The sequence below is a fragment of the Gordonia sp. J1A genome (genome assembly GCF_055393515.1).
Map to the genome: position 1 here is coordinate 3,742,942 of NZ_AP041607.1, position 12,469 is coordinate 3,755,410.

Annotated in this window: 12 protein-coding genes; 9 read left to right on the forward strand and 3 right to left on the reverse strand. The window is 65.9% G+C overall.

The features are described 5' to 3' along the window. From ACZ5QD_RS17425 to ACZ5QD_RS17460, 8 genes are read left to right on the forward strand one after another with little or no spacing between them, the layout of a single operon-like run. Nucleotides 1-1,185 (forward strand): MCE family protein, encoded by a 1,185-nt coding sequence (locus ACZ5QD_RS17425; protein ID WP_464366971.1) that lies wholly within the window; start codon nucleotides 1-3, stop codon nucleotides 1,183-1,185. Beyond that, nucleotides 1,178-2,233, forward strand: a complete 1,056-nt coding sequence (locus ACZ5QD_RS17430; RefSeq protein ID WP_006894244.1) for an MCE family protein — start codon at nucleotides 1,178-1,180, stop codon at nucleotides 2,231-2,233. The genes ACZ5QD_RS17425 and ACZ5QD_RS17430 overlap by 8 nt, the downstream gene beginning before the upstream one ends. After that, nucleotides 2,230-3,501 (forward strand): MCE family protein, encoded by a 1,272-nt coding sequence (locus tag ACZ5QD_RS17435; RefSeq protein ID WP_464366972.1) that lies wholly within the window; start codon nucleotides 2,230-2,232, stop codon nucleotides 3,499-3,501. Before ACZ5QD_RS17430 ends, ACZ5QD_RS17435 begins: the two co-directional genes overlap by 4 nt. Before the next feature lies 1 nt (nucleotide 3,502). Continuing rightward, complete coding sequence (locus tag ACZ5QD_RS17440) at nucleotides 3,503-4,759, forward strand: MCE family protein (RefSeq protein WP_464366973.1); 1,257 nt, start codon at nucleotides 3,503-3,505, stop codon at nucleotides 4,757-4,759. Continuing rightward, nucleotides 4,759-6,012, forward strand: coding sequence for an MCE family protein (locus ACZ5QD_RS17445; RefSeq protein ID WP_464366974.1), 1,254 nt, complete (start codon nucleotides 4,759-4,761; stop codon nucleotides 6,010-6,012). Before ACZ5QD_RS17440 ends, ACZ5QD_RS17445 begins: the two co-directional genes overlap by 1 nt. Then, nucleotides 6,012-7,436 (forward strand): MCE family protein, encoded by a 1,425-nt coding sequence (locus ACZ5QD_RS17450; protein WP_006894248.1) that lies wholly within the window; start codon nucleotides 6,012-6,014, stop codon nucleotides 7,434-7,436. Before ACZ5QD_RS17445 ends, ACZ5QD_RS17450 begins: the two co-directional genes overlap by 1 nt. Further along, nucleotides 7,400-8,176 carry a YfgM family protein gene (locus tag ACZ5QD_RS17455; RefSeq protein WP_464366975.1) on the forward strand — a complete coding sequence of 259 codons (777 nt, stop codon included), beginning with the start codon at nucleotides 7,400-7,402 and terminating at the stop codon, nucleotides 8,174-8,176. The genes ACZ5QD_RS17450 and ACZ5QD_RS17455 overlap by 37 nt, the downstream gene beginning before the upstream one ends. Then, a complete protein-coding gene (locus ACZ5QD_RS17460; RefSeq protein WP_006894251.1) occupies nucleotides 8,176-8,778 on the forward strand; it encodes a hypothetical protein in 603 nt (200 codons plus the stop codon). Before ACZ5QD_RS17455 ends, ACZ5QD_RS17460 begins: the two co-directional genes overlap by 1 nt. A gap of 303 nt (nucleotides 8,779-9,081) precedes the next feature. Here the strand turns inward: ACZ5QD_RS17460 and ACZ5QD_RS17465 are convergent, their stop codons facing one another. Then, nucleotides 9,082-9,798 carry a hypothetical protein gene (locus ACZ5QD_RS17465; protein WP_039866630.1) on the reverse strand — a complete coding sequence of 239 codons (717 nt, stop codon included), beginning with the start codon at nucleotides 9,796-9,798 and terminating at the stop codon, nucleotides 9,082-9,084. 116 nt (nucleotides 9,799-9,914) lie between these two features. Here ACZ5QD_RS17465 and ACZ5QD_RS17470 point away from each other — a divergent pair, with 116 nt between their 5' ends. Next, a complete protein-coding gene (locus tag ACZ5QD_RS17470; protein ID WP_464366976.1) occupies nucleotides 9,915-10,511 on the forward strand; it encodes a TetR/AcrR family transcriptional regulator in 597 nt (198 codons plus the stop codon). 75 nt (nucleotides 10,512-10,586) lie between these two features. On the opposite strand, the gene ACZ5QD_RS17475 is transcribed toward ACZ5QD_RS17470, so the two are convergent. After that, nucleotides 10,587-12,041 (reverse strand): aldehyde dehydrogenase, encoded by a 1,455-nt coding sequence (locus ACZ5QD_RS17475; RefSeq protein WP_464366977.1) that lies wholly within the window; start codon nucleotides 12,039-12,041, stop codon nucleotides 10,587-10,589. A 100-nt stretch (nucleotides 12,042-12,141) separates the two neighbouring features. Continuing rightward, nucleotides 12,142-12,447 (reverse strand): antibiotic biosynthesis monooxygenase family protein, encoded by a 306-nt coding sequence (locus tag ACZ5QD_RS17480; protein ID WP_464366978.1) that lies wholly within the window; start codon nucleotides 12,445-12,447, stop codon nucleotides 12,142-12,144. Between the last annotated feature and the right edge of the window lie 22 nt (nucleotides 12,448-12,469).

The following is a 12,469-nucleotide window of genomic DNA, read 5'->3' on the forward strand; positions in this document are numbered from 1 at the left end:
ATGGCGAAGAAGAACAGCAGAGGCTACAGCGACCGCACCCGGAAGCTCGCAGCCGTCATCATGGTCGGCGTGCTCGCCGGCATCGTCGCGCTGGCGTCCGGGCAGTTCCTCGGATGGTTCGCCAGCACCGAGACGGTCACCCTCTTCGCGCCGCGCGCGGGACTGGTGATGAATCCCGACGCGAAGGTCAAGCTCCGCGGGGTGGAGGTCGGGCGCGTCGCATCGGTGACCACCATCGGTGACCGGGCCGAACTCAAGCTCGACATGGCCTCCGACCAGATCGGCATGGTTCCGGCCAACGTCAAGGCCGACATCAAGTCGAACACGATCTTCGGGGCCAAGGCCGTGAACCTCGTGGTGCCGGAGTCCGGACCGGAGGGACAGCTGCGGGCGGGCTCGGTCATCACCGCCGACCACGTGGTCGTGGAGCTGAACACGGTGTACCAGCAGTTGGTCAACGTGCTCGCCGAGCTGCAGCCGGACAAGCTCAACGTCACCATCGGCGCCGTCGACGAGGCACTCTCGGGACGCGGCAAGCAGATCGGCGACGCGCTGGTCCAGCTCACGGACGTGCTCGGCAAGACCAACCCGCACCTGCCCGAGCTCAACCGGCTGCTCCGCGAGGGTGCAGGCGCCACCAACGTCTACGCCGACGCGATGCCCGATCTGATGCGCGTGCTCGACAACGCGACCGTCGTCGGGAACACCCTGGTCGACAACGCGGCGAACCTCGACGCGCTGCTCATCAACGTCACCGGCATGACCAACACCGTCAACGGCGTGCTGACGGCGTCGAAGAAGAACCTCATCTCCACTCTGACCGATCTCAACCCGGTCAGCCGGCTGCTCGGCAGGCAGGCTCCGGGACTGCGGTGCTTCATCACCGCGGCGTCGGACGCCACCGACATCGCCACGCCGCTGCTCGGCGGCCGCAACGGCATGCTGCTGCTCGACGCCGGACTGATCCCCGGCCAGGACCCGTACCGCTACCCGCAGGACCTGCCCGAGGTCCACGGCGACGGCCCGCCGACCTGCCAGGCCGGACTGACCGATGTGCAGTCCAAGGAACACATCCCGTTCTACGTCATCGACAACGCGCCGCAGCCGTATCAGCCGCGCACCACCCCGAAGGTGGAGTCGCGCAAGCTCTTCCAGTTGCTATTCGGAGGTACCCCCCGTGGATAGTCGCGCACGCGCATTCCGTGCGACCGTCATCAAGCTCGGCGCCTTCGCCCTCGCCATGATCCTGGTGCTCGTCGGCCTGGTGCTGGTGTTCAGCCGTTACCAGGGCGGAAGCAGTGACAAGTACAGCGCCGTCTTCGCCAGCGCCTCCGCCATGAAGTCCGGCAGCGTCGTCAAGATCGCGGGCGTCGACGTGGGTGCCGTGAGTTCGGTGGAACTCAATCGCGACAACCAGGCCGAGGTCACGTTCACGGTCAACGACAACTACCGGCTGCCGAAGTCGGTGCAGGCCCGGATCCGGTACCAGAATCTGACCGGCGACCGCTATCTGGAGCTGCAGCCGGGCACCGGCGACATGAGCCAGACGCTGTCGGCGGGCGATCAGATCCCGCTGAAGCAGACCGAGCCCGCTCTGGACCTCGACAACCTGCTCGGCGGATTCAAGCCGCTGTTCCGGACGCTGGACCCCGATGAGGTCAATCAGCTGACCTCCTCGCTGATCGCGATCTTCCAGGGGCAGGGCGCGGGACTGAACACGCTGCTGGCCAGCACCTCGGAGTTCACGAACAAGATCGCCGACCGCGACCAGCTGATCGGCAGCGTCATCGACAACCTCAACAAGACGCTCTCCACGCTCGAGGCCGACCACAAGGGCCTGGACCAGAGCGTGGACCGGATGCAGAAGCTGATCTCCGGACTCGCCCAGGACCGCGGTGTGTACGGCGAGGCGATCAGCCAGGCGAGCCAGGCCACCACCGGATTGGCGAGCCTGATGAACGCCACCCGCCCGGATCTCAAGGAGACGGTGTCGGCGCTCGGGCGGACCAGCGAGCAGGCGCTCAAGGCCGAGCCCTTCATCCGCAATCTGCTCGGTCGCCTGCCCGGCGACTTCAAGATGCTCTCCAACCTCGGCAGTTACGGGGCCTGGCTGCAGATCTACTTCTGCCGTATCCGGCTGCTGCTGCCCGGTCCGGGCAACACCCAGTACTACTTCACGGCGATCGACGCGATGGGCGATCAGACCAGAGCGGGCGGGAGGTGCGCGAGTTGAGTGAGAACGTGAATCCCGAACCCGCCGAGTCGCAGGATCCGGACGTCGACGTCACACAGGCCGAGACCAAGCCCTTCCACCGTGCGGGGCGGCCCAAGTATCAGGTCGGAATCATCGGCGCACTCATCACCGCGATGGTCGTGATCATGGCCATGCAGATGGACCGGCTGCCGTACCTCTCGCAGATCAGCACCTACGACGTCTACTTCGACGACGCGGGCGGTCTGGTCACCGGGGACGTGGTGCTGGTGGCCGGCGTCAACGTCGGCACCGTCGAGGGCATCAGCCTGGCCGAGACCGACCAGGGACTCAAGGCCAAGATCAGGTTCCGGCTCAACGACACGGTCGTCATGGGCGATCGCAGCCGCGCGGCGATCAAGACCGAGACCGTCCTGGGACGGCGCAATCTGACGATCACACCGATCGGCACCGGCCGGATCAAGCCCGGCGGGTCGATCCCGGTGGACTCGACCGTGTCGCCGTACTCGCTGTCGGACGCTCTGGAGGATGCGACCTCCACCCTGGCGACCACCGACACCGATCAGCTCAACAAGGCGCTCGAAACCCTCACCGAGACGTTCTCGAAGACACCGGCCAATGTCAGCGGGGCCGTCGAGGGGGTGAGCCGGCTGTCGAAGGCGATCGCCGATCGCGACAACGCGCTCAGCGACCTGCTGCGGCAGGCCCGCGGGGTGACCCAGATCGTCGGTCAGCGCAGCAACCAGATCCGCGACATGTTGATCGACGCCAATGCACTGCTCGGCGAGCTCAACATCCGCCGCGAAGCGCTGCGTCAGGTGATCAAGGGGACCAAGGACGTCACCGCCGAGATCACCGGGTTCGTCGAAGACAACAACGCTCAGCTGAAGCCGGTGCTCGACAAGTTCAACGGCGTGCTCGACATCCTCAACGACAACGAGGAGAACTTCGGCAAGGCGATCGACAACCTCGGTCCGTACGCCAACATCCTCGGTGAGGCGGTCAGCTCGGGACCGTACTTCTCCTCGCTCGTCGGACTGCCGACGTGGGGCGACTACTTCGGCACGTTCCTGAAGGTCCTGCAGCGCAAGTACCCCGAGGCGGCGAAGTACTTCTACCAGTACTCGGGTAACCCGCTGTTCCCGAAGAACTGGAACCAGGGGCCGGATGCGGGCGCCCCGGACGTGGGACGTCCCTCGCCCAAGCGTCAGTACCCGACGCCCATCCCGCAGCAACCGCAGAACAACAATGACCTGAACCCCAGCCAGCGTCACGGAACGGGAGGCTGACGTGGGCATCTCGAAACGAGTGTGGGCGATCATCGCCGGAGTCGTCGTACTGGCGCTGCTGGCCGTCGGGGTGTTCCTCGGCGTCCAGAAGGCGACCACGCGGACCATCACCGCCTATTTCCCGTCGGTGAGCGGCCTCTACAGCGGCGACCCGGTGCGCGTGATCGGCGTCAAAATCGGCAAGGTCTCGTCCATCGAGACCCGTCGCGGCGACGTCAAGGTCACGATGCGCATCGACGACGACACCCCGATCCCGGCCGATGCGCGTGCCGTGATCGTCGCGCAGTCACTCGTGTCCGGCCGGTTCATCCAGCTGACTCCGGTGTACGACAAGGGCGCGAAGCTGCAGGACGGCGACTCCATCCCGATGGAGCGGACGGCCGTGCCGATGGAGTGGGACGACGTCAAGAAGCAACTCGACGAGCTCACCAAGGCCGTCGGCCCGCACGGCGCCGAGCCGGGCACCGCCGCCGACGCCATCAACGTGATGGATAAGAACCTGTCGGGCAACGGCCAGGCGATCGCCGACTCGATCAAGCAGATGTCGACGGTCATGGGCACGCTGTCGGACAACCGCGACGATGTCTTCGCCACCGTCAAGAGCCTGCAGAAGCTGACCGACGCACTCTCGACGAGCCACGAGCAGTTGGTACAGTTCAACGGGCGGATGGCCAGCGTCAGCAGCGTGCTCGAAGGCAGCAGCGACGATCTCGGCGATGCGATGACGAATCTGAACGAGGCGGTCGGTGAGCTCGAGGGCTTCCTCGGGACCAACAGCGGCGTCGTCACCTCCACGATGAGCAAGTTGGCGCAGCTGACCGGCACGCTCAAGCGCAAGGACGAGCAACTGCGCGGCCTGCTGCACTCCGCACCCAACCAGCTCGCCAACTTCTTCAACATCTACAACCCGCTGACCGGGTCGCTCGACGGCGTCTTCGGTCTCGGCATGGGCAACAACCTGATCACGCTGCTGTGCGGATCGATGGCCTCCACCGCTCGTCCCGGCGACACCGAGAAGGACATCGAGCAGTGCGTCGACATCATCGGTCCGGTGATGAAGGACGTCGTAGTCAACTACCCGCCCTTCATGGCGAACCCGGTGATCGGGCGTACGGCGAATCCGGACCAGATCACCTACCAGAACGAGAGCGTGAAGCAGCGCGCCCAGGCCGGCGTGCGTGAGCGCGATGCGGCCAGCCGCAACGCCAATCCCGATCCGCTGGGGAAGCTGCTGGTGCCGTTCGGAGGTGAGGGCTGATGGGGTCGAAGAAGTTGGTCGCCGCCGTGGCGTGTGCGGGCCTCATCGTCGTCCCCGTCATGGCGGGCTGCAGCAGCGGCACCATCTCCACGGTGTCGGCCGTCGGTGCCGCGGGAACGGGTTCGGACGCCTACCGGATCACCGCTCGCATCCCGTCGGCCGCGGGCCTGGTGCGCAACGCGCCGGTGATGATGAACGACGCGACCGTCGGCAGCGTCGGCGACATCACGATCGACGACTGGACCGCGAAGGTGACGCTCCGACTGAACGGGGACGTCAAGGTGCCGGTCGGTTCGCACGCGATGATCGGGATGACCAGCGTGCTCGGCTCGTCGCACATCGCGATCGTTCCGCCCGACCACCCGAGCGGGCAGTATCTCCGTGAAGGTGGCTCGTTGGCGCTGCCGAACTGCCCGGAGCAGCAGAACCTGGCCCAGACCGATCCCAAGAAGATCCCCGACATCACCTCGGCGCAGACGGTCGATCCGTGCATGTATCCGACCACCGAACAGGTGCTGAGCTCGCTGTCGGTGGTCCTCAACGGCGGCGGACTGTCGCAGATGGGCGACGTGGTCCACGAATTGGACCAGATCGTCGGAGGTAACGAGGGGACGCTCAAGAGCCTCATCCCGCGGCTGAACACCCTGGTCTCCGACTTGAACACGCAGACGGACAACATCATCGACGCCATGTCCGGCCTCGATCGGCTGGCGGAGACGATCAACCGCCAGACGCCGACCGTCCAGCGTGCGCTGGAGAGCGGCCCGAGGATTCTGCAACTGCTCGTGGATCAGCGCAAGAATCTGACCAGCGCGATGGACGGGGTCGGCAAGCTCTCGGCCACCGCCAACGAGGTGCTCCGCGAGAACAGCGACGACATCAAGACGATCGTGCCGAATGTGCGCGAGTTGCTCGATCAGCTGTCGATGACGGGTCCGGCGCTCACCAACTCACTGCGGATCCTGCTGACCTTCCCGTTCGTCGAGGATCTGATTCCGACGATCGTGAAGGGCGACTACGTCAACTCCGATCTCGTGCTCGACCTGACCTGGAACCGACTGGGCAAGACGATGGTCGCCTCGGTGACCGCGGCCGGGCCGGAGACCGTCGTCGGCAAGCCGGCGGGTGGGGCCAAGCAGGGTGCGAATCCGTACTCGGCGCCCTTGAAGAAGGGGCCGACAGAGCGTAAGCAGCAGAATTCGGCGAATCCCTCGCCGCTCGACCTGCTTCCGAAGATCCAGGGCGGCAACTGATGAAGATCACGCATTTCGTCCGTGTGCAGCTGATCATCTTCAGCATCGTCACGGTCATCTCGATGGTCGCGATGGCGGTGTTCTACATCCGGCTCCCGCAGATGTTCGGGATCGGCACCTACACGATGACGCTGGAACTGCCGTCGACCGGTGGCCTCTACGAGAACGCCAACGTCAGCTACCGCGGCGTGGACGTCGGCAAGGTCACCGGCGTCCGTCTGACGCCGACGGGCGTCTCGGCGACGCTGACGATCGACTCCGGCACCGACATCCCCGCGAACTCCGCGGCCTCGGTCCGCAGCGTCTCCGCGGTCGGCGAGCAGTTCGTCAACTTCGAGCCGCCCAAGAACCCGTCGAGCGACAACCTGGGCAACGGGGCGACGGTCACGAGCAGCGATGTCCCGGTGGAGATCTCCTCGATGCTCGACCAAGCCGACGCGCTGCTCAACCAGGTCAGCGACACCAAGCTCCGCTCGGTGATGGACGAGGCTTTCACCGCGTTCAACGGCACCGGCGAGGATCTTCAGCGGTTGATGGACTCGATGGTGCTCTTCGTCGGCGCGTTGAACAAGAACGTGGACGCCACCATCGATCTGGTCGACCAGGCCGGGCCGATACTGGCGACCCAGAACCGCACCGCCGACCAGATCCGCTCGTGGACCAAGGATCTGACGAAGGTGACCGATCAGCTCCGCGCCAGCCGCCCGGACATCACCGACATCCTCGCCAAGGGACCCGGTGTGGCGTCGCAGGCGCAGAAACTGTTCGAGGACATGAGTGACTCGTTCCCTCTGGCGATCTCGAATCTGTCGGTGGCCGCGCACACGCAGGCGGTGTATCTGCCGAATCTGCGGCAGACGATCGTGTTGTATCCGCGCGTGCTCTCCGCGCTGATCACCGCGATCAACTCCGGCTCCAACCGGCACGGTCCCAACGTGAACTTCACGCTCGGCTTCCAGGATCCGCCGACCTGTACTGTCGGGTTCATGCCGACCGACCAATGGCGTTTCCCGTCAGAGCAGGATGCCCGCGACCTGCCGCCGGGCCTGCTCTGCCGGCTTCCGCAAGACGCTCAGGCCGCGGTCCGAGGCGCACGCAACTTCCCGTGCGTCGAGTATCCGGGCCGCCGTGCTCCGACACCCGAGGAGTGCAAGACCGGTTTCGTTCCCTCCAAGCGCGACAACGTCGCCTTCCCGAACGGCCTGCCGGGCACCGACCTGCCGAAGCAGCCGGCCGGGCGCGTGGTGCCGGGAACCCCGAGCGACTACGATCCGTCGCCGGCGGTCTACGCCACCACCTACGATCCGCAGACGGGACAATTCATCGGACCCGACGGAAAGACCTACGTGACCGCTGAGAATCAGCAGGCGCAGGGCAAGAAGCAGAAATGGTACGACCTGATCACGAAGACGGTGGAGTCCTGAACTCGCCCGAAGACGACGTTGTCCGCCGCTCCAGTCCGCTGAGCCGACGACGCAAGAAGCCGAAGAAGTCCGAGGCCGAACCGGCCGTGGAGACCGAGACCGAGCAGCCGGCCGAGCCGGTCGACGAGGCCCCGGCCGCCGAACCGGAACCGGAGCCCGACCCCGAAGAGGTGGAGCGCAGCGCCGGATACCGTGAGCGTCGGCGCAGCCGCGGTGTGGTGCGCAAGTCCACGCGGCAGAAGGCCGGCGACGGCTCGAAGCTGATGATCGTCGCGGTGGTGCTCACGTCGCTCGTCCTGGTGATCGGCGCGGTGCTGTCGGGCGTGTTCGGCTACCAGTACCACCAGATCGAGCAGCAGCGGCAGTGGCGGGCCGAATACTCCACCTTCGCCCAGCAGATGGTGGTGTCGATGACCACGCTCGACCCGCAGAACGCCGACCAGATGTACAAGAACGCGATCGACAAGACCAGTGGCCGCGCGAAGCAGATGTTCCAGGAGAACATGAAGCAGGTCGCGGACATGGTCCGCAAGGGTGACCTGGTCACCAAGACGACGATCCTCGCCGACGCGGTGTCGAAGGCCGACGAGGACGAGGGCTCGGTGCTCATCGTGTACGGCTGGGAGGGCCACCCGAAGGACGACCCGAAGAGCAGCGAGTCGACGACATTCCGCGCCCGCGTGGACATGACACGCATCAACGGTGAGCTGAAGATGACGTACTTCGATTGGGTGGCGTGATGAGTCGAGTGCAGCGCTGGCTGCTGCCGGTACTGGGATTGATCGTGGTGATCGTCGTCGGCGTGACGATCGCGCTGGGCATCGTCTACGCGAACGCGGCCGCGCAGGAGCGGGCGCGTGACTCTGCGCTGTCGGCTGCGCAGACGTACGTCGTGGACATGTTCTCGTGGAACTCCAAGACCGTCGACGCGCACATCAACACCACGATGGGCCGGCTCACGGGCGGGGCACAGAAGGACTATCAGAAGCACATCGTCGAGTCGAAGGTGGCCGAGGGCGTCAAGCAGGAGGGGGTCTCGACCGTCGTGACGGTTCAGGACTCCGGCGTCATGGAGAACACCCGCGACACCGCGAAGGTGCTGCTGTTCATCAACCAGTCGTCGACCCGGAACAACGCCGAGGACGTTCAGGTCGACAAGAGCCGCCTGATCTTCGGCATGGAGAAGCAGGGCGACGACTGGAAGATCAACGAGATCGACATCCTCACCGACGACAGTCTGCAGAAGAACGTGCAGTCCGGTGGCGAGACGCCGCCGTCGAACGCCGTGCCCATTCCGAGCGCCCCGAGCTCTCCGGCACCGCAGTCGACGCCCGCGGGCTGAGCCTCGCGCCGCTCTCCGAGCGGCTCCGGTCTGGTTGAAGCCCTCGGCAGGCTGGTCCCAGGCTGGTTGAGCGGGTCCATCCCAGGCTGGTCCAGTGGCTCTTCCCAGGCTGGTCCAGTGGCCCTTTCCAGGCTGGTCCAGTGGCCCTTTCCAGGCTGGTTGAGCGAGCGCAGCGAGTCGAAACCGCGTGACACCCGCTGGGCCGCGTACGGCCTGCCCGCTCGACACGATGTCCGTACGGACAGTGCCAGTGTCTTCGAGCGCCGCGGCCACCGCGGCACTCACTCGAGCCCGTCCAACCGGTCAGGCGGAGAAGGCTCCTTCGATCCAATTGCTGAACTCGCACGCGAGATGCCAGCGGTGTTCTTTCACCATCTGAGGTGCCATGAGTTTCGGGAACTCCACGCACGCGCGGAGGTGAAAGCCGTACCTGTCGTCGCGAAGCTGATGACGTACGCCGCCGACTGCCGTATCCGCGCCGGTCCGAGCGACTCCGGCGAGTTCGAGTGCGAACGCCGGATCCCGCGCGGTGGTCAGCCGGGAGGTGTCGTCGTAGTCGACGAAGAACCGGGTTGCGAAGGGACTGCCACCGGTCGTCTCGATCACCTCCTGCCTGCCGTCCGCCGTGCTGTCGATGATGAAGTGGTCCGGACTCGCGACGACCATGCTCCACGCATAATCGTCGCGGCCCGCATCCGAGAACCAGTCCACGAACCCCTGAGCGTCCCCGCCCTCTACATACAGATCACAGACGCTGGTGGCTCTGCGACCTCCCGACAGCCCGCCGGTGACGCGTGCGACCGCATCCGACAGTCGGATGTCGCGGGCCAGGCGGCGCCGGATCTCATCGACCCCCAGCTCGAACTTGCCATCGCAGAACGCGCGCCGCATATCTTCGACCGGACCCGAGGGAGCCTTCATGCCGAGTTTCCTTGAGGCTCGCGGGATCCGGCGCGCCTCCCAGGCGAGCACTTCGTCGCGGCCGACTCTGCGGCCATCGATCACGGCTGTGATCGTCACATCGTTCTCGTTCACTCGAAAGCTCCGTCCGTCGGTCGCCAATGGAATTTAAAGCAACTATAGTTGCGTTTGTCCGGAGGTGCGACGAGTGCGGCGATGAAAGGGGCTGAGCGGAGATGACCGGCGATGCGGTATCCGAACGTCGACGTCCGGGCGGTCGTTCCGCCCGGGTGGTCGCAGCGGTTCACCAGGCGACGCTCGAGATCCTCGCGGAAGTCGGGTACGCGGGACTGCAACTCACCGACGTCGCGGATCGCGCTGGTGTCAACAAGACGACCGTCTACCGCCGATGGTCGACGAAAGCGGCACTCATCGGCGACATCCTGACTCGGTTCGCTCGCACGAACGTCGCGACGCCCGACACCGGCTCGTTGCGAGGCGACCTCGAACTGCTCCTGTCGGGCATCGTCGAGGCGCTGGGGGACCGCGCGATTCGCGCGGTCGTGCAGGCAGCGGTGACGGTGGACGTCGCAGAGGACGACGTACGCCGCGCTCGCGCCGCCTTCTGGGATGAGCGGTTCCTGCGCAGCGGTGTCATCGTCGAGCGCGCTGTCGCTCGAGGGGAACTCCCGTCGACTACCGATGTGCGGGAGTTTCTGGAGACCGCCGCGAGTCCGCTCTACTTCCGGGTCCTGATGACTGGCGACGTCGCCGATGCCGCGTACGTCGCGGCTGTGGCGGAGCGGACTGTCCGGGCATTCGCCGGGGTGTGAGCCGCAGGCGCTGAATGAAATGGCGCCCGCCTCCGGGGTGATTCGGAGGCGGGCGCCGGCTCTTGGGAGGGAGCGCTACGAGGTGTAACCCATCGGCATGAGGATGGCCTTGTGCTCGAGGTAGCTCTCGAGTCCTTCGCGGCCGTTCTCTCGGCCGATGCCGGACTTCTTGTAGCCGCCGAAGGGCGACGACGGGTCGATCGCGTACCAGTTGATGCCCATCGTTCCGGTGCGGATCTGCTTGGCGACCTCGACACCCTTGTCGATGTCGGTGGTCCAGACCGAGCCCGCGAGGCCGTAGTCGGAGTCGTTGGCGATGGCGATGGCCTCGTCGAGATCGTCGTAGGCGATCACGCTGATCACCGGACCGAAGATCTCTTCGCGGGCGATCGTCATGTCGTTGGTGACGCCGGTGAAGATGGTGGGACCGACGAAGTTGCCGGTGCCGATCTCCGGTGCGGGCACCTCGAGAACGGCGGTGGCCCCCTCCGACTTGCCCTTGGCGATGTAGCCGGTGACCTTGGCGTGCTGCTTGTCGTTGATGATCGGGCCGACCTTCGTCTCCGGGTCGTCGGGCAGTCCCGGGGTGAAGGTGGAGGCAACCGCGACCATCGCGTCGACCACCTCGTCGTGCTTGCTGCGGGGGACCAGCACGCGCGTCTGTGCGACGCAGGCCTGGCCGGAGTTCAGGATGCCCGAGAAGACGAGCATCGGCGCGCTGGCGGCGATGTCGGCGTCTTCGAGGACGATGGCCGCGGACTTGCCTCCAAGTTCCAGCGAGCAGCGCTTGAGCTGGTCACCGCAGCGTCCGGCGATGGCGCGGCCCGCCGCGGTGGAGCCGGTGAACGTGATCTTGTCGACGTCGGGGTGATCGACGAGCGCCTGGCCGGTCTCGATGCCGCCGGGTACCACGGAGATCACGCCCTCCGGAATGCCCGCCTCGGTGAAGATCTCAGCCAGGAGATTCGCGTTCAGTGGCGTCTCGGGGGCGGGCTTGAGCACGATGGAGCAGCCGGCCGCCAGAGCGGGGCCGAACTTGTTGCAGAAAAGGAACAGCGGGACGTTCCACGCGATGATCGCACCGACCACCCCGACGGGCTCGCGGACCACGAGGCTCTCGCCGAACAGGCCGCTCCGCTTCTCCTCCCATTCGTATGCGTCGGCGGCGTCCGCATAGGCGTTCAGGACCCCGGTCCCGGCCAGCTGCTGCAGGGTCGCGACGTCGCCGGGCGTGGCACCCATCTCGGCCGAGACGAGGGCGCCGATCTCGCCGCCGCGCTCGTTGATCAACTCCGCTGCCCGACGGATCACCGCAGCTCGCTGGGCCGGCGGCGTGTTGCGCCACACGCCGGAGTCGAACGCTTCGCGGGCGGCGCGGACGGCGTTGTCGACGTCGACCTCGTCGGCCAGCGGGACCGAGCCCACCTTCTCGCCGGTGGCGGGCGAGAACACCTCGAGAATCTGCGAGGAATGCGGTGCGACCCACTTCCCGCCGATGTAGAGCTGGGTGGTCTCGATGGGCTCGGTCATACGTGCTCCTAGTATCGGGAAACCTTATTTCCTCGATACTAGAACACGTTCTAAATCACTGCCAGCGTCTTGGTGCGAAACACGTGTGCGTGATGATCCGTCAGGACTTCGGCTCGACGTCGATCACGACCTCGAACTCGAGGAGGTCGGCTCCGGTGGCGACGGGTTTGCGGTCGCTCTTGTGCGCGGCGCGGGCATCGCCACCGGCCCACGCCTGGTAGCTCGCGTCGTCCTTCCAATGCGTGACGACGAAGTACCGCTCCTCGCCCTTGACCGGACGCAGCAGCTGGAAACCGAGGAATCCCTCGGCCTCGTCCACCACTCCCGCACGCGCGGCGAAGCGCTTCTCCAGTTCGGGGCCGGCGCCTTCGGGGATCTTGATCGCGTTGATCTTCACTATTGCCATGCCGTCCAGCCTACTGACGAAC

Bases quoted from the DNA above. Each gene is read 5' to 3' on its own strand.
- ACZ5QD_RS17425 (WP_464366971.1), top strand. From the start codon at position 1: ATGGCGAAGAAGAACAGCAGAGGCTACAGCGACCGCACCCGGAAGCTC.
- ACZ5QD_RS17445 (WP_464366974.1), top strand. From the start codon at position 4,759: ATGGGGTCGAAGAAGTTGGTCGCCGCCGTGGCGTGTGCGGGCCTCATC.
- ACZ5QD_RS17450 (WP_006894248.1), top strand. From the start codon at position 6,012: ATGAAGATCACGCATTTCGTCCGTGTGCAGCTGATCATCTTCAGCATC.
- ACZ5QD_RS17455 (WP_464366975.1), top strand. From the start codon at position 7,400: ATGGTACGACCTGATCACGAAGACGGTGGAGTCCTGAACTCGCCCGAA.
- ACZ5QD_RS17460 (WP_006894251.1), top strand. From the start codon at position 8,176: ATGAGTCGAGTGCAGCGCTGGCTGCTGCCGGTACTGGGATTGATCGTG.
- ACZ5QD_RS17470 (WP_464366976.1), top strand. From the start codon at position 9,915: ATGACCGGCGATGCGGTATCCGAACGTCGACGTCCGGGCGGTCGTTCC.
- ACZ5QD_RS17475 (WP_464366977.1), bottom strand. From the start codon at position 12,041: ATGACCGAGCCCATCGAGACCACCCAGCTCTACATCGGCGGGAAGTGG.
- ACZ5QD_RS17480 (WP_464366978.1), bottom strand. From the start codon at position 12,447: ATGGCAATAGTGAAGATCAACGCGATCAAGATCCCCGAAGGCGCCGGC.